At 61.9% G+C, this 24,275-nt stretch carries 22 protein-coding genes; 9 read left to right on the top strand and 13 right to left on the bottom strand.

Annotation, left to right across the window (positions count from 1 at the left end):
* Window positions 1-2: 2 nt before the first annotated feature.
* The 11 genes from ACWHTU_RS16175 to ACWHTU_RS16125 form a co-directional block, all read right to left on the bottom strand.
* Entirely contained in the window at window positions 3-845 is an 843-nt protein-coding gene (locus tag ACWHTU_RS16175) for an MBL fold metallo-hydrolase (RefSeq protein ID WP_447860428.1), read from the bottom strand.
* Between the two features lie 48 nt (window positions 846-893).
* A complete protein-coding gene (locus ACWHTU_RS16170) occupies window positions 894-2,489 on the bottom strand; it encodes an acyl-CoA mutase large subunit family protein (RefSeq protein WP_447860426.1) in 1,596 nt (531 codons plus the stop codon).
* A gap of 44 nt (window positions 2,490-2,533) precedes the next feature.
* A complete protein-coding gene (locus tag ACWHTU_RS16165; RefSeq protein WP_447860425.1) occupies window positions 2,534-3,433 on the bottom strand; it encodes a 3-hydroxyacyl-CoA dehydrogenase family protein in 900 nt (299 codons plus the stop codon).
* A gap of 23 nt (window positions 3,434-3,456) precedes the next feature.
* Window positions 3,457-4,644, bottom strand: a complete 1,188-nt coding sequence (locus ACWHTU_RS16160; RefSeq protein ID WP_447860424.1) for a thiolase family protein — start codon at window positions 4,642-4,644, stop codon at window positions 3,457-3,459.
* Window positions 4,645-4,826: 182 nt separating this feature from the next.
* Window positions 4,827-5,969 carry a dihydrolipoamide acetyltransferase family protein gene (locus tag ACWHTU_RS16155; RefSeq protein ID WP_447860423.1) on the bottom strand — a complete coding sequence of 381 codons (1,143 nt, stop codon included), beginning with the start codon at window positions 5,967-5,969 and terminating at the stop codon, window positions 4,827-4,829.
* 31 nt (window positions 5,970-6,000) lie between these two features.
* On the bottom strand, window positions 6,001-6,990 hold the full coding sequence (locus tag ACWHTU_RS16150) for an alpha-ketoacid dehydrogenase subunit beta (protein ID WP_447860422.1): 990 nt from the start codon (window positions 6,988-6,990) through the stop codon (window positions 6,001-6,003).
* Window positions 6,987-7,988: a thiamine pyrophosphate-dependent dehydrogenase E1 component subunit alpha gene (locus ACWHTU_RS16145; protein ID WP_447860421.1), complete on the bottom strand. Its 1,002-nt coding sequence runs from the start codon at window positions 7,986-7,988 to the stop codon at window positions 6,987-6,989. The genes ACWHTU_RS16150 and ACWHTU_RS16145 overlap by 4 nt, the downstream gene beginning before the upstream one ends.
* Window positions 7,989-8,174: 186 nt before the next feature.
* The gene (locus ACWHTU_RS16140; RefSeq protein ID WP_447860420.1) at window positions 8,175-8,930 is read right to left on the bottom strand and encodes a hypothetical protein; all 756 of its coding nucleotides are present in this window, start codon (window positions 8,928-8,930) and stop codon (window positions 8,175-8,177) included.
* Complete coding sequence (locus tag ACWHTU_RS16135) at window positions 8,927-9,928, bottom strand: fumarylacetoacetate hydrolase family protein (RefSeq protein ID WP_447860419.1); 1,002 nt, start codon at window positions 9,926-9,928, stop codon at window positions 8,927-8,929. Before ACWHTU_RS16135 ends, ACWHTU_RS16140 begins: the two co-directional genes overlap by 4 nt.
* Entirely contained in the window at window positions 9,925-11,031 is a 1,107-nt protein-coding gene (locus ACWHTU_RS16130) for a homogentisate 1,2-dioxygenase (protein WP_447860418.1), read from the bottom strand. Before ACWHTU_RS16130 ends, ACWHTU_RS16135 begins: the two co-directional genes overlap by 4 nt.
* A gap of 76 nt (window positions 11,032-11,107) precedes the next feature.
* Window positions 11,108-11,680: a VOC family protein gene (locus ACWHTU_RS16125; protein ID WP_447860417.1), complete on the bottom strand. Its 573-nt coding sequence runs from the start codon at window positions 11,678-11,680 to the stop codon at window positions 11,108-11,110.
* A gap of 317 nt (window positions 11,681-11,997) precedes the next feature.
* Here ACWHTU_RS16125 and ACWHTU_RS16120 point away from each other — a divergent pair, with 317 nt between their 5' ends.
* The 8 genes from ACWHTU_RS16120 (at window position 11,998) to ACWHTU_RS16085 (ending at window position 21,633) form a co-directional block, all read left to right on the top strand.
* Window positions 11,998-12,741, top strand: a complete 744-nt coding sequence (locus tag ACWHTU_RS16120; protein WP_447860416.1) for a TenA family transcriptional regulator — start codon at window positions 11,998-12,000, stop codon at window positions 12,739-12,741.
* 59 nt (window positions 12,742-12,800) lie between these two features.
* Window positions 12,801-14,504: a long-chain-fatty-acid--CoA ligase gene (locus ACWHTU_RS16115; protein WP_447860414.1), complete on the top strand. Its 1,704-nt coding sequence runs from the start codon at window positions 12,801-12,803 to the stop codon at window positions 14,502-14,504.
* A gap of 36 nt (window positions 14,505-14,540) precedes the next feature.
* The gene (locus ACWHTU_RS16110) at window positions 14,541-15,731 is read left to right on the top strand and encodes a thiolase family protein (protein ID WP_447863382.1); all 1,191 of its coding nucleotides are present in this window, start codon (window positions 14,541-14,543) and stop codon (window positions 15,729-15,731) included.
* Between the two features lie 124 nt (window positions 15,732-15,855).
* On the top strand, window positions 15,856-17,079 hold the full coding sequence (locus ACWHTU_RS16105) for a 3-hydroxyacyl-CoA dehydrogenase (protein WP_447860412.1): 1,224 nt from the start codon (window positions 15,856-15,858) through the stop codon (window positions 17,077-17,079).
* Between the two features lie 9 nt (window positions 17,080-17,088).
* Window positions 17,089-17,877: an enoyl-CoA hydratase-related protein gene (locus tag ACWHTU_RS16100; protein WP_447860411.1), complete on the top strand. Its 789-nt coding sequence runs from the start codon at window positions 17,089-17,091 to the stop codon at window positions 17,875-17,877.
* A 68-nt stretch (window positions 17,878-17,945) separates the two neighbouring features.
* Complete coding sequence (locus ACWHTU_RS16095; RefSeq protein WP_447860410.1) at window positions 17,946-19,187, top strand: patatin-like phospholipase family protein; 1,242 nt, start codon at window positions 17,946-17,948, stop codon at window positions 19,185-19,187.
* Between the two features lie 107 nt (window positions 19,188-19,294).
* Window positions 19,295-20,257, top strand: coding sequence for a hypothetical protein (locus ACWHTU_RS16090; RefSeq protein WP_447860409.1), 963 nt, complete (start codon window positions 19,295-19,297; stop codon window positions 20,255-20,257).
* Window positions 20,254-21,633, top strand: a complete 1,380-nt coding sequence (locus ACWHTU_RS16085; protein WP_447860408.1) for a tryptophanase — start codon at window positions 20,254-20,256, stop codon at window positions 21,631-21,633. Before ACWHTU_RS16090 ends, ACWHTU_RS16085 begins: the two co-directional genes overlap by 4 nt.
* A gap of 64 nt (window positions 21,634-21,697) precedes the next feature.
* Here the strand turns inward: ACWHTU_RS16085 and ACWHTU_RS16080 are convergent, their stop codons facing one another.
* Both ACWHTU_RS16080 and ACWHTU_RS16075 read right to left on the bottom strand, forming a co-directional pair.
* On the bottom strand, window positions 21,698-21,880 hold the full coding sequence (locus tag ACWHTU_RS16080; protein ID WP_447860407.1) for a hypothetical protein: 183 nt from the start codon (window positions 21,878-21,880) through the stop codon (window positions 21,698-21,700).
* Between the two features lie 80 nt (window positions 21,881-21,960).
* Window positions 21,961-22,401: an Hsp20/alpha crystallin family protein gene (locus ACWHTU_RS16075; protein WP_447860406.1), complete on the bottom strand. Its 441-nt coding sequence runs from the start codon at window positions 22,399-22,401 to the stop codon at window positions 21,961-21,963.
* 391 nt (window positions 22,402-22,792) lie between these two features.
* Here ACWHTU_RS16075 and ACWHTU_RS16070 point away from each other — a divergent pair, with 391 nt between their 5' ends.
* Window positions 22,793-24,235 (top strand): DegQ family serine endoprotease, encoded by a 1,443-nt coding sequence (locus ACWHTU_RS16070; RefSeq protein ID WP_447860404.1) that lies wholly within the window; start codon window positions 22,793-22,795, stop codon window positions 24,233-24,235.
* Window positions 24,236-24,275: the final 40 nt, after the last annotated feature.

Genomic DNA, 24,275 nt, shown 5'->3' with positions numbered 1-24,275 from the left:
AATCATGAAACCCTGACCGGCTCCAAGAAATATTTCCCCTCCCTATCCCGCCGCACATACCCCATCGTAATAGCCGGGTCATGTTCGAAGATCAGCAGCCAGTTCTCGTCGCAGGCGCGCCGGAGCACCTTCCGTTTGGTCTCCAATGTCTGCAACGGATAGAGATCGTACCCCATGATATAGGGCAGGGGCAGATGCGAGACAGTGGGAATCAGGTCCCCGAGGAAGAAAGCCACCTGGCCTTCCGACTCGATCTTCACGCTTTGATGATGGGGCGTGTGGCCGTGCGTCACCACCACGGAGACACCGGGCACGATCTCGGCGTCGCCGTTGAGGAATTCCCACCGGTGTTCCTGTGCGAGCGGAACGAAGTTCTCCTCGCGATAGCTGGCTTTCGTCCGCTCGTTAGCCGACACCGCGTCTTCGTATTCACCCCGCTGAATGGAGTAAGAAGCCTTGGGAAACGCGGGCACGACCTGCGGGCCCTGCCGCAACGTATTCCCGCCCGCATGGTCGAAGTGGAGGTGCGTATTGATGACGAGATGAATGTCCTCGGCCGCGACGCCATGCTCCTTCAACGACTCGAGCAGGGTCGGCGTGCGGTCGATCGCGAACCGCTCGCGGTATTTGGCGTCCCACTTGTCGCCGAGGCCCGTATCCACCAGGATGTTCTTCCCGTGCGCCCGGACTAACAGGCAGGTCACGCTCAACTGAATGCGGTTCTGCTCATCCGCCGGACAACACTGCTCCCAGAGGACCTTCGGCACGACCCCGAACATTGCGCCGCCATCCAACCGGAACCGGCCGTCGGCGACCGGGTAGATGTCAAATGCACCGAGCTTCATGTTGCTTGCAAGTGCTCAGCTCAAGCTGATCGTTGGCAACCGATGGTTCTATAGCACCACTGGCTCTCTATATGTCCCGAATACTTCCCTGAGCGCCGCACAAATCTCCCCCAAGGTCGCCTTCGCCTTCACCGCCTCGATCAGGTAGGGCATCACGTTCTCGCTGCAGGCGGCGGCCTCCTGCAACTCTTCCAACGCCCCGGCCATCTTATAGGGGTCTCGCGCCTTGCGGAGATCGGAAAGCCGTGCGACCTGCTCCCGCTCCACCTCCGGGCTGATCCGCAAGATGGGAATCGGACGGGACTCTTGTTCCACGTACGCGTTGACACCGACGATCATTCGTTCTTTCTGCTCTACCTCACGCTGATACCGCTGCGACGCTTCCAGAATTTCCCGTTGCGGGAATCCGCGTTCGATGGCCTTCACCATGCCGCCCATGGCATCGAGCTTGCAGAAGTACTCGCGCGCGCCTTCTTCCAAACGATTGGTGAGCGCCTCGATATAATACGAGCCGCCGAGCGGGTCCACGGTGTTTGTCACCTCGCTTTCATAGGCGATGATCTGCTGCGTCCGCAGGGCCAGTTTGACCGCCTCCTCGGTCGGCAAGGCCAGTGTTTCGTCCATGGAGTTGGTATGAAGCGATTGGGTTCCTCCCAACACCGCGGCGAGGGCCTGGAGCGTCGTCCTGACGACATTGTTCATTGGCTGTTGCGCGGTCAGGGAACAGCCGGCGGTTTGCGCGTGGCAGCGGAGTTGAAGCGAGCGAGGATCCTTGGGATGGTACCGGCGCTCCATCTCGCGCGCCCAGAGCCGCCGGGCCGCCCGGAACTTGGCGATCTCTTCGAAGAAGTCGTTGTGGACGTTGAAGAAGAACGACAACTGCGGCGCGAACTCGTCCACCGCCAGCCCGGCCTTCACCGCCTCGTCTACGTAGGTCAGGCCGTCGTACAGCGTGAAAGCCAACTCCTGGACCGCCGTCGAACCGGCTTCGCGGATGTGATAGCCGCTGATGCTGACCGGGTGCCACTTGGGGACGGATTTAACACAATAGGCGATGGTGTCCGTGATGAGCCGGAGCGACGGTTCTGGCGGGAACAACCATTCTTTCTGCGCGATGTACTCTTTCAGAATGTCATTCTGGAGCGTCCCGTCCAGGCGCTCAAAGGAAATACCCCGCTTTTCCGCCACCGCTAGGTACATGGCAAAGATGACGGCCGCCGGACCGTTGATGGTCATGGAAGTCGTGACCTGATCCAATGGGATGTCCTCGAACAGCCGCTCCATGTCGGCAAGGCAGGAGATCGCGACGCCGCAATAGCCAACCTCGCCGCGCGCGCGCGGATCGTCTGCGTCCAGCCCCATCAGGGTCGGCATGTCAAAGGCGACGCTCAAACCGGTCTGCCCGTGCTGGAGCAGGTATTTGAAACGGCGGTTGGTATCCTCCGCGCTGCCGAAGCCGGCGAACTGACGCATAGTCCAAAGCCGGCCGCGATACATGGTGGGATAGACGCCGCGGGTATAGGGAAATTCGCCCGGCGCGCCGAGCTCGGTGTCGGGGGTCCAGCCCTTGAGGTCGTCGGCAGTGTAGACGCGCCGAATCTCCAATCCCGAGAGCGACGTGAATCGTGACTTGCGCTCTTGCATCGTCTTGTGCCTTCGGCTCGAGCCGGGCTGCCTAAGGTCAGCGATCAGACCTTATTCGTTGTCGCCTCGCGCGGATCGCCGCTCCTTTCGTACATGTAGAACCCGCGTCCGCTCTTCCGTCCCAACCACCCCGCCTCGACGTACTTGCGCAGCAGCGGACAAGGCCGAAACTTGGGATCACCGAGATCCGCCTGGAGGACTTCGCAGATCGCCAGCACAGTGTCCAAGCCGATCCGATCGGCCAGCGCGAGCGGCCCGACGGGATGATTCGCGCCGGCGGTCAGGGCGAGATCGATATCTTCGGCCGTGCCGACCCCTTCTTCCAGCGCGAAGATGGCTTCGTTGATCATAGGGATGAGGACGCGATTCACGATGAACCCCGGCACGTCCTTGCAGACCACCGGCGTCTTGCCCAGGCGCCGCACCAGGTCGAGTACAAGGTTGATTGTGTGCTCGGAAGTTTCCAGGCCGCGCACCACTTCGACCAGCCGCATCACCGGCGCCGGGTTCATGAAGTGCAATCCGACCACCCGGTCTGGCCTGCCCGCGGCCGCGCCAAGCTTCGTAATGGAGATGGACGAGGTATTGCTGGCCAGAACCGTGTCGCGCGGGCACACGCGATCCAAGCGTGTGAACAGTTCCTGTTTGAGCGCAAGATCCTCGGGAATCGCTTCAATGACGAGCTGGGCGTCGCGGAGCCGGTCAAGGTGGACCATCGGGTGGATCAGCGTCATGACGCTGCCCGCCTGGTGCCGGCTGAGGGTGCCGCGCTCGACGGCCCGCTCAACGCCCTGACGGATCTTCTTGAGCGCTTCCTCCAGCGCCGGTTCGGCCACGTCGAGGAGCAGGACCTGGTAGCCGGTCTCGGCGAAGACCTGGCTGATCCCACGCCCCATCTGCCCGGCGCCGACGACGCCGACCGTCTTGATGTCGTCAAGATGCATGGATCTGCAATCCGTTGCCTTCTTCAGCTTGGCCGTTCCACGATCATGGCCAGCGCTTCGCCGCCGCCGATGCAGAGACCGGCCAGGCCGCGCCAGGCGCCACGGGCTTCCATGGCGTAGAGCAAGGTTGTGAGGATCCGCGCGCCTGTCGCGCCGATGGGATGGCCCAACGCCACGGCGCCGCCGTTCACGTTGACCTTGCGCGGATCCAGCCCCAATTCCCGATTGATCGCTACCGATACGGCGGAGAAGGCTTCGTTGATCTCGAATAAGTCGATATCGCTCACCGTCAGACCAGTCTTCTTCAGGACAAGTTTGATGGCCTCGACTGGTGCGATGGTGAACCATTCGGGCGCCAACGCCGCGCCCGCGTAGCCGACGATCCTGGCCATCGGCTTGAGCCCCAGGGCGGCCGCTTCGTCCTCTGCCATCACGACAAGCGCCGCCGCGCCGTCGTTGCACGACGGCGAGTTCCCCACGGTGAGCACGCCGTCTTCCTGAAAGACCGGCTTCAAGCTTCGCAGCCTGCCGAGATCAGCGCGGTTGGGTTCTTCGTCCTCCGTCACGATGAGCGGCGGCCCTTTTTTTTGGGGGACCTCGACCGCGACGATCTCTCGCTTGAAGGCTCCGGTGGCGATGGCTTCCCGCGCGCGACGATAGCTTTCAAGCGCAAAGTCGTCCAACTCGGAGCGGGTCAGCCCGTACTTGGCGGCGCACAGCTCCCCTCCGTTGCCCATGTGGAATTGGTTATAGACGTCCCACAGGCCGTCTTTGACCAGACTGTCGATCAATTCGGCGTGGCCCAAACGGTAGCCTTGGCGGGCCCTTTCCAAGAGATAGGGCGCGCGCGTCATGCTTTCCATGCCTCCCGCCACCACGACACGGGCGTCACCGGCGGCGATGGCTTGGGCCGCCATGATGACGGTCTTTAAGCTCGACCCGCAGACCTTGTTCACGGTCGTCGCGCCGACGGAATTCGGAATCTTAGCGCCGATAGCGGCCTGTCTGGCCGGTGCCTGCCCCAATCCCGCGCTCAAGACACAGCCCATAAACACTTCGTCCACCCGCTCCGGCGGCAGGTCGATCCGCTTCAAGGCTTCGGCGATGGCGATGCTGCCCAGCTTGGTGGCCGGGAGGGGGCTAAACACGCCGTTGAAACTCCCCATCGGAGTCCGCACCGCGCTGACGATGACGGCTTGCCGCGTTTTCATTACGCTCTCCATAAGCCTTCCATCCATAATCCAGACTCTCCGCCGAACATACCGGTGACGCCGACCTGGGCGTCCGTGCACGCGCAGCGGGGTCCCTCCACCGGATGGGGTGCGAGCCTACACCCGTTGCAATTGGAGAAACGCAACGGCTACCCGACTGGTCGGTGACAGGTCCCGCCTGTTCATCCCAGGAACTTCTCCCACTCGCTCTGTTCAAGGTACTGTTTCACTTTGGCCATAAACTGATCGGCCGTCGCACCATCGATCACCCGGTGGTCGAACGACAGGCTCAGATAGCACATCGGCCGGATCGCGATGGCATCGTTGATCACGACAGCGCGTTTCTGCACCGCCCCGATGCCGAGAATCGCGATCTGCGGCTGATGGATGATCGGTGTACTGAAGAGGCTGCCAAACCCACCATGGTTGGTGATGGTGAATGTGCCGCCCTGCACCTCCTCGGGGTTCAGTTTCTTGGTCCTGGCCCGCTCCGCCAGATCGGCGACTTCCCGGCCCAACTGCAGGAGCCCCTTCTGATCCGCGTGTCGTACGACTGGCACGAGCAACCCGTCCTCCAGCGCGACCGCGATGCCTATATGGACGTCTTTCTTGATAATGATGCCCTGATCTCCCCAGGACGAGTTCAGGATGGGGACGTCCTTGATCGCTCGCGTAACCGCGTTGATGACGAAGGGGAGGTAAGTCAAAGAACGCCCTTCGCGGAATCTGGCGATAGCGGTGAAGTCCGCTTCGAAGAACGTGGCCACATGGGCTGAGGTCTGGCGGCTCTTGACCATCCGCTCGGCGATCGTCTTGCGCATCGGCGTCAGCGGCAGGATTTCTTCGCCCGCCGAAGGCGCCTCGGCGGCCCGCGGTTCGCGGTCTGCGGTCCGACGGGCCACGAAGTCCAGGACATCCTTCTTGGTCACGCGTCCCCCGGTGCCAGTGCCGGCGACCTGCGACAGGTCTACGCCGTGTTCCTTCGCCAGTTGCCTGACGGCTGGGGAGTAGTGGTCCGGCCCTGCGGCGGACGGTTCCATCGGGCGGACGACCACGCCGCCGACGCGGTTGATGACGCCGGTCGAGGGCTGCTCGCTTTCCAACCGCCCGAGCAATGTGCCGATTGGCACCGTCTGGCCGGCCTGCACGAGCACTTCACTCAGTACCCCGGTGGCCGGGGAGGGGATTTCGAGCGAGACCTTGTCGGTCTCCACTTCCAACAACGGCTGGTCTTTCTCAATACGGCCGCCGGGCGGAATCATCCACTTAATTATGGTCCCCTCGGCGATGCTTTCTCCGAGTTGGGGCATGAGAATGTCAACCACGTCGCCCTCCAGGTTCCGTGAGGCCCAAGGCTCAATACGCCGCCAACTTCCGTGCTGCGGCGACGATGTCGCCGACCTTCGGGAGAAAATACTCCTCCAGCGGCGCACTGAACGGCACGGGGGTATCGGGCGCGGCGATGCGCAGAATCGGCCCATCCAGGCAGTCGAAGCATTCTTCTGCCAACAGCGCGGCGATTTCCGCGCCGATGCCGCCGGTCTTGTTGTCCTCATGGAGCATGATGGCCTTGCTGGTTTTGCGCACCGAGGCGAAGATCGTTTCCTTGTCGAGCGGGATCAACGTCCGCAGGTCTACGATCTCGAGCTCGATCCCTTCCTTGGTCAACATCTCGGCCGCCTCCAACGCGAGGTGCACCGTTGCCCCGTAAGTCACGACCGTAATATCCTGGCCGGCCCGTTTCACCTCGGCTTTCCCGATCGGTACGATGAAGTCCTCGCGCGGCAGCACCGCCTTGATCCGGCGGTAGAGAAATTTGTGTTCGAAGTAAATGACCGGATTAGGATCGCGAATCGCCGCCTTCAGCAGGCCCTTGGCGTCGTACGGCGTCGAGGGAGCGACGATCTTCAGCCCCGGCGAGTGAAAGAACCAGGCCTCCGGGCACTCCGAGTGGAAGGGCCCGCCGTGCACGCCGCCGCCGAAGGGAGCCCGGATGACCATCGGCACCGCGGCGCCCCAGCGGTAGTGGTTCTTGGCCGCGACCTCCGTGATCTGATCGAACGCGCAGGAGATGAAATCGGCGAACTGCATTTCCACCACCGGCCGCATCCCCATCATCGCGGCGCCGATCGCCGCGCCGACGAAACCGGACTCGGAGAGCGGCGTGTCCAGGACCCGCCACTCGCCGTATTTTTTCTGAAATCCCTCGGTGATGCGGAAGGCCCCGCCATACGGACCGATGTCCTCACCCAAAAGAAAGACCCGTTCGTCTCGGGCCATCTCCTCATCCAGCGCCTGCGAGATCGCCTCCAGGTATGTGACTTCCTGTGCGGTCGCCGTCGTCATGGCTGCACCTCGTCCTCCGTCGCGAACACCCCGTCCAGCACTTCCCGTCCCTCCGGCAGCGGGCTCTGTTCGGCGAACTCTACCCCGGCCTCGACTTCTTGCTTGACCCGGGCGTCGACTTCTCTGAACGTCGCGTCGTCCGCGTAGCCGAGCTGTTTGAGCATCTGCTCGGCCTTCATGATCGGATCCTTTTTCTTCCATTCCTCCAACAACTCGCGCGGCACGTACTTGGCCGAGTCATGCTCCGAATGGCCGTGCATCCGCATCGTCTTGGCTTCGATGAAGGTCGGCCCGTCACCGGACCTGGCCCGCTGAATCGCGCGCTTGGCGGCCAGGTAGACCGCCGCGACGTCGTTGCCGTCCACAATTTCGCCGGGCATGGCATAGGCCTTGGCGCGTTCGACTACGTCCCGAATCGCCATCTGCAGACGGAGCGGCGTCGAGTAGGCGTATTGATTGTTATTGCAGAAAAAGACAACCGGCAGCTTCCGCACGGAGGCGAAATTCAGGGCTTCGTGAAAATCGCCCCGGCTCGTCCCGCCGTCGCCGGTGTTGGTGATGACCACGCGCGACTCGCCGCGCAGCTTGAAGGCCAGCGCCGCGCCGGTTGCCACTGGCAGGTTGTCGGCCAGGTGACTCACGAATCCGATCACGCCGCGTTTCAGGTCGCCAATGTGCACGTTCCCGTCCTTCCCCTTGGTCGGTCCGGTGCGCTTGCCCAGATACTGCGCGATGACTTCGCCCGGGGTGATACCGCGGATGAGAAATGCGCCCATATCCCGGTGATAGGGAGCGATGACGTCGTCTCGTTCCAAGGCGGAGGCATAGCCCACTGCGATCGCCTCCATGCCGTGGCTGGTATAGACTCCGCCCATGATCCGGCCCTGTCGGTACAGCGCCGTGATCCGTTCCTCCAGCGTTCTGGTCAGCCGGAGGTAGTAGTACATCTGGAGCAGATCGTCCTGTTTAATCTCTTTCGCGACCACGGCGAGATCCATCTTGCCCTCCATACCAAGCTTCGCTTGAGCCGCCGGCTCTTCAGCGTCTGATCGTCCTCGACGCTAGCGGATAGAGTCTTCAACCCCCAGCGTTTCGTGGCAGTTGTTTTTTTATAGAAACTCAATCTGCGGTTGAGCCAGCGCTCCTTGATCATGTCGAATCGAATGCGTCGGTCCGGCCGTTCGCTAAAATTCCGGCATCTCCTTCCATGACAATAACGGCTGCTGGGCTCGGCACAGCGGACACTGATCCGGTTCCCACTGGGGCATGTCGAGGTCAGCCGCGTAGTAAAAGGGATACTGCCGCACGAGTTCCTGCAAGAGCGGGAATTGGCCGCTGTCCCGCCGCGCGAAAACCATCATACCCGCCAGGATGCCGCCGTGGTCCGTGATCACTTTCCCGAGTTTGCTGATGCAATTCCCGCGCGTCGTCACGTCGTTCAGGGCGACGAACCGCTCCCCCGTGCGAATGGCGCCGGTCCTGATCTCCGTGCCGATCTTGCCGGTTTCCGGGCTGTACGGCGTCAGGGTGACTCGCAGCCGCATTTTGTCGTGCAAGATGTCGGCAACCCCCTCCGCCAGGAGTTCAGCCGCCGACATCGTCGCGACGATACCAGTGATCGGGTCGTGTTGAAAAGTCAGCCGAATCCAGTCCGCCATGTCGCGCGCGATCAGCCGGATCAGTTGGGGAATGCGCGCGATGGACTCGAACCGCAGATACGTTGCGGTGTGGTGTCCGGAGACCATCTCGACATGCGTGTCGAAGTACATGCAACGCGCGGTCCGCAACAACCGATGGATATCCCAGTCGGACAGTTTGGATTGGGGGCCATCGCGGATGATGTACTTCAGTTTGGCCTCGATCTCGGGCCCGTCGTACAGCGTACGATGGCGTTCGATCACGTCTCCAAGAATTCGGTCGTCTGTCACGTGTACGCTCATGATGGATTCTCCCGCTCAGGTTGTTTCACGATGCGCGTCCGAAGCACGCCGATGGGCTGAATTTCCAGCTCGACTACATCCCCGGGATTCAAAAACCGATCTAGCTCCAGGCCGCAGCCGCCACCGACCGTGCCGGATCCGAACAGATCTCCCGGGTAGATCGTTTCTCCACGCGACACATGAGCGATCATCTGCGGGAACGTCCAGTGGATGGTGCCGAAGCGACCGCGTGACCAGACCTCTCCGTTGACCCGCGCGATCATGGTCAAGGCGTTGAGATCCGGAATTTCGTCAGGGGTCACCAGGCAGGGGCCGATGGCCGTCGCGAAATCCTTGCCTTTTGCGGGACCCAGGCGGCAGGCCATCTCCTGGAACTGGATGTCGCGGGCGCTAAAATCGTTCATGATCGTATAGCCGGCGATATAGTCCGCCGCTTCCCGCTCGGACACGTCCCGTCCCCGGCGGCCGATCACGCAGGCCAACTCCAGTTCATAGTCCAATTTTGTCGTCTGGAGCGGCCACGGAAGGTCTTCGTCTGGACCGATGATCGTCCGGTGGTTGCCCTTGTAGTAGACGGGGGCTTTGTACCACTCGGGCGGAATCGGTTGCCCCCGTTTCCTGGACGTGGCGGCGATGTGCTCTTCAAAGGCGATGAAGTCGCGCAGCGACGGCGGATTGGGAAGGGGGGCAATGATGCGCACGTTCGCGGGGAGATAGGCGATCGCTTCGCCCTCAGGCCCCGACGCCTGATCACCCAACCGGCTCGCATAGTCGAGCGCCTGTCTCGCCGCAGCCATGGCCGATGGGCCGCCTTCGAGCAGTTCCAGCATGGTCGACGGAACCGCCGCGTCGGCGAGCCGATAGGGTTGCGCTTCGTTCCGGTCGGCCAGCATCCGGGCGTAAGCCATGTTCAAGTCCACCAGCTTGGAGCCAAGCAGCGCGCCGACACGGGTAAATGTCCCCACCGGCGTGCGGACTTGAAAGCTGTACAGTTTCATGAGCGGCTCCAGCTCAACGCATAATCTTTGATTTCAACGGATTCCAGGGCCGGCGCGACGAGAAAGGGCCGGCGAGATTCGATCATGACGGCTACTTCATCGGTGTGGGTCTTGACTTTGCTCGCCTCCACTGCTTGCGGGTGAGGCCCGTGGTGGATGCCCTGGGGGTGCAAAGTCAGCATACCGGGTTCAATGCCGGCTCGGCTGAAGAAGTGCCCCTGATGGTAGAACAAGATTTCATCATAGTCCATGTTCCGGTGATAAAACGGCACGCGCAGGGCCTGAGGATCGCTTTCCAGCGGACGCGGGGCGAACGTGGAAAACATCGCGCCGCCTGCCTGAAACGTGACATGCACGCTGGGCGGCAGGTGATACCGCGCGCTCGTTACTGGGCGGAAGTCCCTGACATTGAGCTTGGCGACCCACAGATCGCCTTTCCAGCCCACCACGTCCATGGGATAGAACGGATAAAAGACCTTCGTGTATTCCCCGTGGCGTTTGATCCGCACTTCCCACTCGCGCCGCTCCCCGCCGTCTCGAACCGAGCCCAGTTCCGGCGAGACCAACACGCCTTTGTCGAAGAGCGCATGCTGGCCGAGCATACCCCGGTCGGGCAGGGCGATAGGCGCCGGCGTTTCGACGATCAGGAACAAGGAGGGGCTCGAGTCGACGAGAGTCCGGTACGTCGTCCCCTTGGGAATCACGACGTAATCGCCGGGCTCGTACGGGAGCCAGCCATAATCGGTCTCATAGTGGCCGCGCCCGCTGTGCACGAAGTGGACTTCGTCGCCGTCCGAATTGCGGACGAAGTAGGTCATCGATTCGGACCGGCGGGAGAGGAAGACCGTGGCGTCCGGGCTGCGGAGGATCTCCAACGGACTCGCTTCCGCCGAACATTGGTCCGGAGTGGAGAGCGCCGCGCAGGTGAACGCGCGGGGCCGGAGCGGACCTTCGATTCTCACCCATCCTGTCGGTGGATGGGTCCGATAGAGATGCGAGGACGGGCCGCTGAAGCCTTGGCGCCCGTGTTCTTCTTCGTACAGGCCCTCTGGAATGCCGACGTGAGCTTGATTTGGGACCTGACCTTTCTTCACAAGATACATTGCGGCCTCCCCCTTCTCACCGGCGCCTCCGCTTGCGCTCGCCGACAGGACGGGCTCCCGGCGGCGCCGAGCGCACTCAGGCAGACTTTTTGAACGGAACCGGACAGGATTCGTAGTCGATGATCGTTTGTTCGACGCCGCTGATCTGATCGCGCTCGATATCCTTATAGAGCGCTTCGACCGTGCTGCGCACGAACGTTCTCGACTGCTCGTTCCCATGCTGGCGTTGGGTCAACTCGACAAAGAGACCGCTGCCGGGGAACAATGGATACGTAAATCGTTGCTTCAGGGGACCGAAGCCGTCTCGGCCTTCCTTCAGAGGACCGCTGAACTTGACGCCGTGCGCTTCCCATTCCCGGCAGACTGCCTCGATGTCGTCCACTTCCATCGCGATGTGCTGGACCCCTTGCCCGTATTTCTCGATGAACTCGTTGATCTGGGACTTGACGATCTTGTCTCTCCCCTGCATGAGCGCGATCTTGGCGTTGCCGCGCTGCACCACGACGGTGTCCATGCTGGATTTGTCGCTCCCGACATCCCGCGCCGACCAGATGACTTCGAAGCCCAGAATCTTGGTGAACAAGTATTCTGCGGCTTCCAGATTCTCCACGCACAGCGTGATGTGATCGATCCCCATTGATCCTTTCATAACGGCGCCTCCTCCTCAACCTGGCGAACCCGAAGCGTGATCCGCCCGACGTGTCTGATGATCGTGGATACAGGCGGAGTATAACATAGAGACTCTATTGTGCAATAGAGAATTTATATCAAACGGGGTGATATCGTGCCTGATTGCAAAGAAGGCTCCGTGCCAATGAACATCGGAAACAGCAGTCCAGACAAACAGAATAAAGGGATATGTTTTGCATTGCGACGATAATAGAAAAGGTATATCATTGAACCAGATGGAAAATGGGAACAGGGTCGTCCGGTGTCGTGGACGGAGTGGGGAGTGGGAGGTGGGTTATGACGTTCTACGAGCAGATGCGCAGCGAAGTTCTCCGTCATGGCGCGATCAACAACCCGTATCTGGATCGCTTTCGGCTCGGCGACGTGACCGATGAGGAGTTTCGGGAGTTCGCCGTCGAGTTCTACAACTTCGCGCGGTTCTTTCCGAAGATCCTGGTCTCGCAACTGGTCAATACGGAAGACGAGAAAGTGGCGGACGAGTTGACGAAGGTTCTGTATTCGGAACTGGGCGACGGTCGGACCAGGAATCGGCATGAACTCCTCTATCGCAACTTTCTTCGTTCGGTCGGCATCGATGTGCATGAGGCGATGATCCGGCCGATGTTGCCGTCGACCCGCGCATACATCGAGGGCATGGAACGGCTCTACAGCGACGGCAATCACGCCAGGGCGCTCGGCGCCTCGTTCGGCTTGGAGAACATGGCGATCACGATGTGGGACCACCTCATCCCGGGTCTCACCCGGCTCAAGCGGGAGCGGTATCCCGGGATGGACATGACGTACTTCACGTTCCATCGCCAGCTCGAGTCCGCCCACGAAGAGGCCATGGAACACGCCGTGGCGGCGGTGGAGGGAACGACCGGCCCGGATAGCGCTGGCATGTCCGAGCAGGACAAGGAAGATTTCCGCAGGGGCATGAAGGCCGTGTTGGATTACCTCGAAGGATTTTGGATGGGGTTGGAGAACAGACACCGGGCGGCTCGTCCGCCGTATCCCGCCACCGCGCAGGGGGCGGCCTAGTCCGGTGCGACCGCTGACGCCGCGACGAGGGGCCGGCGTCAGCGCCAACGAGGAGGCAAATGCTGCAGCCCTGGTTCCGCCACTACGATCCCGGCGTTCCGCCCTTCTGCCGGTACCCCGATTGGACCGTGGGGGACCTGCCGCAGCGATCCGCGACACGGTTTCCCGAACACCCGGCGCTGATCTTCTACGGCCGACGTGTGTCCTTCCGTCAATTCGACGAACTGAGCACGCGGTTTGCGCGGGCATTGATCGCCCTGGCGGTGCGGCCGGGAGATCGCGTGGCCCTCATGTTGCCGAACATCCCGCAGTCGCTTATCGCGTATTACGGCGCGCTCAAAGCCGGAGCGATCGTCGTGCCCATCAATCCGCTCTATGTGTCGAGGGAAATTGAGGCGCAACTGGCCGACTCCGGCAGCGAGACCCTTGTCGTGTTGGACCAGTTTTTCCCGCGCCTCGAGGAGGTCCGGCGACATACGGGACTGCCGCTCCGCACGATCGTGACGAGCGTCCGGGATTTTCTCCCGCCGGGCCTGCGCCTCCTGTATCCCTTCAAAGCCATGCTCACTCGTCGGTGGATCCGCATCGACGCACGACCGCCGGTCTATGAGTTCCTCGCTCTGCTGGCGGGAACGTCCGCCTCGGGCCGGGTGGCGCTTCCGCAACCGAGACCGGACGACCTGGCGCAGCTGCAATACACTGGCGGGACGACGGGCACGCCCAAAGGCGTCATGCTGACTCACCGCCATCTCATCACCAACGCCTTCCAGTGCCGGTGTTGGGTGCCCGATTTTCGCGAAGGAGGTGAAATATTCTTGGGGGTGGTCCCGTTCTTCCATGCCTATGGATTGAGCACCTGTCAAAACCTGGCGGTGATGACCGGGTGTTCCATTGTGCTCCTTCCGCGCTTCCAGGTCCTCGACGTGCTCCGCGCGATCCAGCGGTACCGGGTCACGGTCTTTTCCGGCATCCCGATGATGTTCTCGAAGATGAGCGAATTCCCGGAAGCCCGCCGATACGATTTCCGGTCCCTGCGTGTATGCCTGAGCGGAGGGAGCGGCCTGCCCGCTGACGTGCAGGAACGGTTTGAACGGCTCACCGGTGTGAGGATTTCCGAGGGCTACGGTCTGACGGAGGCGGGGCCCGTGACCCATTGCAACCCGATCTATGGCGAGCACCCGCGCGGCTCAATGGGGCTCCCATTTCCGGATACGGACGCCCGCGTTGTGGATCTGGAAACCGGTCGGCGGGACATGCCCATCGGCGAAGTCGGCGAATTGATGGTCCGCGGCCCGCAGGTGATGGAGGGGTACTGGAACAACGAAGCGGAAACCAAGGCCGTGCTGAGCGACGGCTGGCTCCGCACAGGCGATATCGCCAAGCGGGACGACCGAGGGTTTTTCTTTGTCGTGGATCGGAAGAAGGATCTGATCATCTCCCGCGGCGAGAACGTATATCCGAGGGAAGTGGAAGAAGTGCTGCTCAAGCATCCAGCCGTCGGGGACGCCGTGGTGATTGGCATCCCCCATCCCCAGTATGGCGAGGCGGTCAAGGCCTACGTGGTCGCCCGATCAGGACGGTCGGCGACCGCGCAGGAGCTGATCGAACATTGCAGTCGGTCGCTGGCCCGGTTCAAGGTCCCGGCGGCCATCGAGTTCCGTGCCGAACTGCCGAGGACGGTGGTGGGAAAGGTTCTGCGGCGCATGCTGCGCGATGAACACCTCCGGGCAAGCGAGGCGACGGCTCAACGCAAGGTTGGCTGACAGCCGAGCACGCTAGGGGCGGAGGCCGTGAAGAAGATGAAAGAGGTTGTCATCGTCACCGGGGTCCGAACACCTATCGGGAGCTTCGGCGGAGCGCTCAAGGACATTCCCGCCCATAAGTTGGGCGAACTGGTCGTGCGCGAAACCCTCGCCCGCGCCGGCCTTGATCCGGCGCTGGTCGAGGACGTGATCATCGGGTGCGTTGGCCAGACCAGCGACGCCTACAATGTCGCCCGGGTGATCGCGCTCATGGCCGGATTGCCGATACGTCTTCCGGCGTATTCGGTTCAGCGCAACTGCGCTTCGGGTCTGCAGCCGTTTGTGAACGCCTGCCAAAATATCCAGAGCGGCGACGCCGACGTGCAAGTCGTGGGCGGCGTGGAGAACATGAGCCGCGCGCCCTTTGTGTCGCGCGACATGCGATGGGGGAAACGCCTGCGGCACGCGGAATTCATCGACAGCATCTGGGAAGGGCTGACTGACGCGTTTTGCGGCCAACTCATGGGGCGGACCGCCGAAAATTTGGCCGAAGAGTTCGACATTAGCCGGGAGGAACAGGATCGGTTCGCCGTGGAGAGTCATCGCCGCGCGTTCAGGGCCGTCCGTGAAGGCAAGTTTAAAGATGAAATTCTTCCGGTTTCCGTGCCGAAAACCGTTGCTGGTCGCGAAGTGGCGCCGACCTTGTTTGCGCAGGACGAAGGGCCGAATCCTGGCTTGACCGAGCAGCAGCTCGCGCTTTATCCACCCATGTTCAAGGAGGGTGGGACGGTCACGGCGGGCAACAGTTGCCCGCTCAACGACGGGGCGGCGGCGGCGCTCGTGATGTCCGCCGAACGGGCTCGGGATCTGGGACTTCAGCCGATGGGGCGGATCCGGGGGTACGCCTTCGTCGGGGTGGAGCCGACCCGGATGGGAATCGGGCCGGTGGAAGCATTGCCGTTGGCGCTCAAGCGGGCGGGTGTGAGTTTGGCCGATCTGGAATTGATCGAGGTCAACGAGGCCTTTGCGGCGCAGTACTTAGCGGTCGAGCGGCTGTTGGGGCTGAAGCGGGAGATCGTGAACGTGAACGGCGGAGCTATCGCGTTAGGCCATCCGGTCGGGATGACTGGGACGCGCCTGATCCTCACCCTCCTGCATGAGATGCGGCGTCGCGGCGCGGCCCTGGGCGCGGTGACGCTGTGCGTCGGCGGGGGCCAGGGCGCCGCGATGGTGCTGGAGCGCGTCTGAGGCGCAGTTCTCAGTGTTGAGTGCTGAGTTGCAGGAGGAAACGATGACCGTCAAAGCACAATCAGCCTACTCTCTTCAACTCAGAACCTAGCACTCGTGACTCGAAGCTTGAGCGGAGCGAAGCATGTACATCTATACCGTCGGCGTCGTAGGAGCTGGAACGATGGGCGCGCAGATTGCGCAGGTTGTCAGCATGGCCGGCGTGCCGGTCGTGCTGGCCGATGTCAGCGAGGCGCTGGCCCAGCGGGGACGGGAATCCGTGCGGGCCCTGTACCAGGCGCGCGTCAACAAAGGCAAGATGACGCCCGAACAGCTCGAAGAGAAGATGCTGCTGGTCACAGCGGCGTCCGGTCTCGCCGGCCTTCACCAGGTGGATCTGGTCATCGAAGCGGTGCCGGAAGACTTGAAGCTGAAGAAACAGGTCTTCCATGAGTTGGATCAGATCTGTCCGCGCGGTGCGATCCTGGCCAGCAACACGTCCGCGCTTTCTATTTCGGCGCTGGGCGCCGCCACAAGCCGGCCGAGCAAGGTGGTGGGCCTGCACTTTTTCAACCCGGCTTACGCCATGGCGCTCGTCGAGGTCATTCCCGGTCTCGCCACCGATCCCCAAACGGTGGATGACATGGTCGGCTTTGCGGAAAGCATCCGAAAGACGCCGGTGGTGGTGAAGGAATGCGCCGGTTTTCTCGTCAATCGCCTGCTGATGCCCTATCTGAATGAAGCGATTCTTTGCCTGCAGGAAGGTGCGGCGCCGGTCGACGACATCGATCACGAAATGGTCGCCTTCGGGATGCCGGTCGGACCGTTCACCCTGCTGGATACCGTCGGGTTGGATATTTCCCTGGAAGTCGCGCGGATTCTCCATCGCCATTACGGACCTCGCATGACCCCGGCTCCATTGCTGGAAGCGCTAGTCAAGGCGGGTCGGTTGGGTGTGAAAGCCGGCCACGGGTTCTACGACTATGTCAGCGCGGAAGAAGGGGGACGCGAGCAGGGTCTTGATTCTGTGATCCGGCGGGTTCGGGAGGAAACGGGCGTGACGGGCGCGCGATGGACGAGATCACGGCTCCTGTTGGCGATGGTGAACGAGGCCGTGACCGCCCTGCAGGAAGGCGTCGCCTCCGCGCGCGACATCGACTTCGCGATGGTCGCCGGAATCGGCTTCCCGGTCGACAAGGAAGGGCCGCTCCATTTCGCCGACCGGCTCGGCATCGATCAGGTGCTCCATGAGTTGGAGGATTTCGCGCACAGCCTCGGGCCGCGGTTTTGGCCCGCGCCCATGCTGCGCCGGATGGTGGACGCAGGATTCACCGGCCAGATCGCCGGGCGGGGATTCTTCACGTACTGAGGCGAGGTCATGGGAGTGAGGCCCGACGGCGTGCTGACCTGCTCGGTGGAAGAGTCCGTCGCGACATTGACCATCAACCATCCTCCGGCCAACACGCTGACGGTCCACATGCTGGACGAGTTGGAAGCCGCATTCGACGGACTGGCCAAGGACGACACGGTCAAGGCCGTGATTTTGACCGGTGCCGGTCGATTTTTCATCGCTGGGGCTGACGTCCGCGCGCTGGCTGAGATTGCGTCGGCCCCGGAGGGCGAACGGATGGCGCTTCGTGGGCAGGCGATTGCGGACAACATCGAGGCCTTCGAGAAACCGGTCATCGCCGCCATCAACGGCGCCTGTCTCGGCGGCGGGCTCGAACTCGCGATGGCCTGTCACATCAGGCTGGCGGCGGAGGGTGCGAGATTGGGCCAACTGGAAATCAATCTGGGCCTCATGCCGGGCATGGGCGGCACCCAGCGCCCGCCTCGGCTTATCGGTCGATCCAGGGCAACGGAACTGATGCTGACCGGCGACGTGATCTCCGCGCAGGAGGCGAAGGCGTTGGGATTGGTGTCGCAAGTGATTCCACCAGACGATCTGTTCCGTCAGGCGCGGGGGCTGGCGCGCAAGATTGCTTCCAAAGGTCGGGCGGCCGTCAAGGCGGTGCTCCAGGCGATCAGGGAAAGGACTGAGCTGAACGTGCGCCAGGCTTTGGCTTTGGAGGCGCGCCTGTTCGGCCGGCTCTGCGAGACGGAGGACAGAAAGGAGGGGCTTGCCGCTTTTTTGGAAAAGCGGCAGCCTCGTTTTACGGATCGGTGAGGGCACGCGGCTCGCGGTCGGGGGAGGAGGATTGGCAAGGGGATGGGCATTCAGAAAGGAAAGTGATCATGGGATCGGACAGATCAAGCAAGCGGGCGTTGGCGTTGGCGGGAGGAGGATTTACCGGCTACCTCTTCGAAATCGGCGCCTTGACGGCGTTGGACGACCTCTTCGACGAGAGCTTCACGGTCAACGACTTCGAGGTGTACGTCGGCGTCAGCGCCGGCTCGGCGGCGGCCTCGCTGATCGCGAACGGCGTCAAGCCGCAAGAGATTCTGGAGACGAACTTATCGAACACGCGGCCGTATTATTTCGACCACCGGGATATCTTCGCGCCCGCCTTCGGCGAAGGACTCAAAACTTTCCCCCGTGCGATCCGGCAACTCATCCCCTTGCTCAAACTGTATGTCCGTCATTACCCGGAGATGACCCTGATCGATCTCCTGGACAAAGCCCAAGAGGCGCTGCCGAGCGGGATCTACACGTTGAAGCCGTTCGCTCGGTACTTGGAGAAAACATTCCGCGACAAGGGGCTGTCCGATTCGTTCGCGGAGTTGCGTCGCGAATTGTATGTTCCCGCGATCGATCTCGAAACGGGGGACAGCGTGATCTTCGGCGACGAGGGGTGGAAGGACGTGCCGATCTCCAAAGCTATCACCGCCTCCTCGGCCGTGCCGATCTATTTTTGCCCCGTGCGGATCGACGGGCGCGATTACATCGACGCCGGAATCGGCCGACTGACCTTCTTCGATCTGGCCGTCGCCAAACACATCGGTTTTATGGTCGTGATCAATCCGATGGTCCGGGTTCAGCCCCCGCGATCGTCTCGGCGTGCATCGGCGCACCCGTCGCACCAGGCCTCTCTGCGGGACAGAGGATTCCTGGCTATCGGCGAACAGGCTTCTCGTATCAACTTCGACGTGCGGTTTTCCCAAGCCCAGGAATTGTTCGAGCGCAGCCATCCCGACAAAGATCTGTTGGTCATGACCCCGACCTCTCACGACGCGCTCTTGTTCGAACGAAGCTTTTTGACCTACCAGGACCGGATGCTGTTGCTCGGCGCCGGGTATCGGTCGGTCGTGACGTTGGTAAGAGAGCGGGGCGACGAGCTGGTGGCACAATTCGCCCGTCACGGGATTACCTTGTCCCTCGCTCGATTCGACACACTGGTGAAGCAGCGCATGACGCAGCTCGGTCGGAGCGAGGCCGCCGTCGGTATGCCGCCGCATCCGACCGGCATTGCTCCCGTCAATGTCGGATCCGCGCGGACCGCTTGGTGCAAGGCCGATCCGCGATCCGGGAACGGATGACGAGGCGGAAGGGGGCCGCCACGGTGAATACCCTTCAGGTCGGTTCCGTCGGTTGGAGGATGAGGAATGTGGCCGGCGTGGTATGATCGGCGTTGGGTGAGGCCGGCATGACGGAAATTGCCAGTTATCTTGAAGCGGTCAAAGAACGATACGGATTGAGCAGCGATTACGCGCTTGCCGAGAAGCTCGGAATCGCCCAGCCCGAAGCGAATCTCATGCGCCGGGGGCTCAAAGTTCCGAAGCCGGAGGTCTGCATCACGATCGCCAAGCTGCTGGACAAGAATCCGGTGGAGTTGCTGCTGGTGGCCCAGAAGGACAAGGCGCCGGCGGCGGCCAAGGAATACTGGAATTTGGCCCTGACCGCCGTGGACGTGATGCTGCACGTCCCGAAGACCCCCCGGTATCTGCCGAAGAAGGTGGAAGCCATCGGGCGCGAGCTGCGCCAACTCGAATCCCAGACGTTGGTCTATGAAGGGGCGGCCGCCAACGCCGAAGCCGTCCGGCTGATGGAAACCGCCGAGCGGTCGGTGGATGCCATCATGGAGCGGTGGAACATTTGGAAGAAAGGCGAGGCGCTCTATCCCAGCTATCTCCTGGCCAACCAGGCCGCTGTGCGCCGCAACGTCACGATCCGCCGGTTGCTGATTCTCACCAAGGACCAGATGCAACGGGCTTCCCTGGTGGCGGACGCGATCGCGGTCATGGACGACCAACATCGGGCCGGCATCAAGATTTATTACGCCTTTCGCGAGGAGCTTGACCGGTCGCCGATGTTTCAGCGGCTCGAAGAGGATTATAGGAAACAAGGCGCCGCGCAGGATATCAATGCGGCCCTGTTCGACGGCGAAATCCTGATTTTCTCGCAGACCTACGGGCAAGTTCCGCTCGGCATGGTCGGCAAACCGACGCCGATCACGATGATCAGCAAGCTCCAGATCACCTGGAAGCCGGACCTCATCCGGGACCTCGATCCTGCGCCGCTGTTCGACATGACGCGCTACGTGTTCGAATACCAAGGGGCGAAGGCATTCAAAGCGCAGTTGGCGCGATTCAAGAAGGCTGTCGCATGAAGTTCCCATCCGAGCCATTCAAGATCAAAGTCGTCGAACCGATCCGCCGAACCACGCGCGAAGAGCGGGACCGCCTGTTGCGCGAGGCCGGCTATAACCTCTTCAAGGTGCCCGCTGAAAGTGTGTATGTCGATCTGCTCACCGACAGCGGCACCTCGGCCATGAGCGACAATCAATGGGCGGGCCTGATGCTGGGCGACGAATCCTACGCCGGCAGCCGGAATTTCTATCATTTCGAAGAGACCGTGAAGTCCATTTTCGGCTACCGGTACGTGATCCCCACCCATCAGGGCCGCATGGCCGAAAATCTGTTGTTCTCGACGGTGGTCAAGCCCGGCATGTGCGTCCCCAACAACATCCATTTCGACACCACCCGCGCGAACGTCGAGCATCAGGGGGCCGAAGCGCTCGATGTGGTTGTCAAGGAAGCCTACGATCCGCACTGTGACATGCCGTTCAAAGGCAACATGGATCTGGTGCGGCTGGAAGATGCGATCAATCGAGTGGGGCGCAACCGCATCCCGCTCGTGATGATCACCATCACCAACAACAGCGGGGGCGGTCAGCCGGTGTCGATGGCCAACATCCGCGCAACGAGCGAGCTGTGCCGGCGCTACGGCATCCCGTTGTTCTTCGACGCCTGTCGCTTCGCGGAAAACTGTTTCTTCATCAAGGAACGGGAGCCGGGATATCAGACCAAGTCGATCGCGGACATCGCACGCGAACTCTTCAGCTACGGGGACGGATGTACGATGTCTGCCAAGAAGGACGGGCTGGTGAACATCGGCGGGTTTCTCAGCCTGAACAATGCGGAGTGGGTCCAGGGCATCACGAACAGGTTGATCCTGGTCGAGGGCTTTCCGACTTACGGCGGATTGGCCGGTCGTGATCTCGAGGCGATGGCCAGAGGGTTGAAAGAGGTGCTGGACGAAGAGTATTTGGAATTCCGGATTGGCCAAGTGCGGTATCTAGGGGAGCTGCTCGAACAGGGCGGCGTGCCGATTTTGAAGCCGGTGGGCGGGCATGCTGTCTACCTCAACGCCAAGGAATTCCTGCCGCACATTCCGCAATCGCAATTTCCCGCTCAGGCGTTGTGCGTGGCGCTCTATCGGGAATTCGGCATCCGCGGCGTCGAAATCGGTACGGTGATGTTTGGAAAGAAAGATCCGTCCACCGGCCGAACGATCCATCCCGAGTTGGAGATGGTCCGCCTCGCCATCCCGCGGCGCGTCTACACCAACATGCAGATCACGTATGTCGCGGAGTCCATCATTGAACTGTTCCGCACGCGCGAGGCCATCCACGGCCTCGCCATGACCTACGAAGCTCCGGTGCTTCGCCACTTCACCGCCCGGTTTGAAGAACTGCCGGCCTGAACGCCCATGCGGGGCTATTCGAAGGTGGGTAAGTCCTCGCGCCGACGATGTTGCAACGAAACTGTCAGAGCCCGGTCGGCACATCAATCTCGTACAGAGCCTCATGACATCGTGGATCGAGATAGTACGGCACGTAGAGCGGGCTGCCGTTCGTCTGTTTGCCCGGACCAGCCGTCGGTTCGGGCTTGAAGCCATCCGCCGTGGCGTCATGAAGCCGGGGTTCGACTGAGTCGGTGAGATGAGACATTGGCGTCGCCGTCGCTGGTCTGGCAAACAAGAAAAGCGCCACCGGTAACGGTGGCGCTCGGGGTCGGATAGACGCCCGCCTCACTTGCACTCTTCGATGAGGATCCGACGCGGCTTGGCTTCCTCCTTCTTGGGGAAGGTGACGGTGAGAATCCCTTCCTTATAGGAGGCCTTGGCCTGTGAATGGTCCACGTAGGACGGGATCACAAAGGTTCGAGCGAAGGAGCCCTCCGCGATTTCGTGAACGAGCCATGAAGCTTGACCCGCTTCCGGGGCAGGGCCCTTCCGCTCACCTTTGACGGTGAGCATCCCATCCTCAACGAGGATGTCAAGATCCTTCGCATCCATGCCAGGGAGGACGGCCTGGACATAGAAGGCATGGTCATCCTCGTACACGTTGCAGGACGGGATCCAGGCACTCACCCGCGACGTCACCCCGCGGACCGCCTCTTCGAACAGCCGATCGATCTGGCTTTCGAAGGGAAGCCGCATCAGGTTCGACACATACGGGACCAGCGTCATAGCGTTATCCCTCCTTTCTCGCGTGGAGATTTGGAATCGGCGAGGTGGATCGAAACGGGAGGGATTCCCGGCGACAAGGAAGCAACGGATACGCGATGTCGCCGGTGATAGGCGGAGCAGTGCTCACCGCTCCGATCCAGCTCGCCAAATTCCGCTTTTCAACATAATCACGCCCAGCGACCGGTCAAGAGCGTGCTCGGCACGAGCGTGAACCTTGTATTAAGCAAGTTAAGATCAAGCCGGGGAACCGGGTTCTTGACCGTCTGGTGAAGCCTGCTTACCTACAAAACCATATAAGAAGAACTCCACAACCAACCGCCTCCAGCCGGTGTGTGCCGGCGTGTCGCTGCCGGGAGAATGACGGGCGGACACGGGGATGGGGAGGGGAGGTATGCAGGCGAGACTGGTGAACGAGTTCCGCCGGATCGTCGTCTTCCTGGGTCTTGGGCTGGCGGTCCAGACGTGTGTCTTGTTGTCCGAGCCGGCCGGAGGCGCTGGGACGGCCGGCGCCGTCGAGACGGCCGGAGCGGCCATCAACGAAGCGTTCATCGACGCAGCCGCTCGGGCCAAGGCGGCGGTGGTCAACATCTCTTCGACCTTCAAGCCGGTGACTCGCAGTGGACCGTTCGGAGATCCCTACTCGCGCCGGTTTTTCGGCGAAGAGTTCGAGCGGGGTTTCCCGCCGCCGGAACAAGGGCAGGGCTCAGGCGTGATCGTCAGCCCGGACGGCTACATTGTCACCAACAGCCATGTGGTGCAGGACGCTGCGGAAGTGCAGGTCCTGCTGGCCGACAAGCGCACCTTCAGGGCGAAAGTCGTCGGCACCGACGCCCGTACGGACATCGCCGTCATCAAGATCGATGCCACACATCTGCCGACGTTGCCCTGGGGAGATTCTAGCCGCTTGCGGGTCGGGGAAGTCGTGCTGGCCGTGGGGAATCCGTTCGGTCTGAACGAGACTGTCACTATGGGCATCATCAGCGCGGTGGGACGGGCGAATGTCGGCATCGTCGATTACGAGGATTTCATTCAGACCGACGCCGCGATTAACCCGGGCAATTCCGGCGGGGCGCTGGTCAACCTCAAGGGAGAGCTGATCGGGATCAACACCGCGATCTTTTCCCCCACTGGCGGATTCATGGGCATTGGGTTCGCGATCCCCAGTAACATGGCCAGGAGCGTCATGACCAGCTTGCTGGAGCACGGCCGGGTGATCCGCGGGTGGATGGGACTGGGGGTTCAGGAGTTGACGCCGGAGTTGGCCCGCGCATTCGGTCTGTCGGAGACGGCAAAAGGCGCGCTGGTGTCTGATATTCTGGAAGACGGCCCCGCCGCCAAGGCGAAGCTTCAACGCGGCGACGTGATTACGGCTTATAACGGAACGCCGGTCAAGGACGCCACGCACCTGCGCATGCTGGTCGCTGAGACCAAACCGGGAACGACCGTGACGCTTTCCATCCTGCGCGGGAACCGGGCACAGGCGATCCCGGTCACCGTTGCCGAGATGCCGGCCGAGCCAGTCGCTCGGCAGGGTCCCGAAAAAGAACAAGTCGAACATCCGCTGGAAGGCGTTGCGGTAGACGAAGTACCGCCGACCATGCGTGGGCGATCGGGACGGAAAGAAGCTGGCGTGTTGGTCGTCGATGTGGAACCGGGCAGCCCGGCGGATCGGGCTGGCCTGCGTCCGGGAGATATTATTCGGGAGATCGACCGCAAACCGATCAAGTCTCTCCGCGACTTCGAGCGGCTGAGCAACGAGCTTGCGCCAGGCAAGCGCGTCCTCCTGCTGGTGAAACGCGACGGCGCGACCGTGTTCCTGTCCATTGTGCCGTGACGCGGCCGGTTTTAACCCGCTAACATCGTTGCAAAGCGGA

This window comes from Nitrospira calida (genome assembly GCF_976986435.1).
The sequence above is the reverse complement of the archived record's forward strand: the minus strand, read 5'-3'. Positions and strand labels throughout refer to the sequence as shown.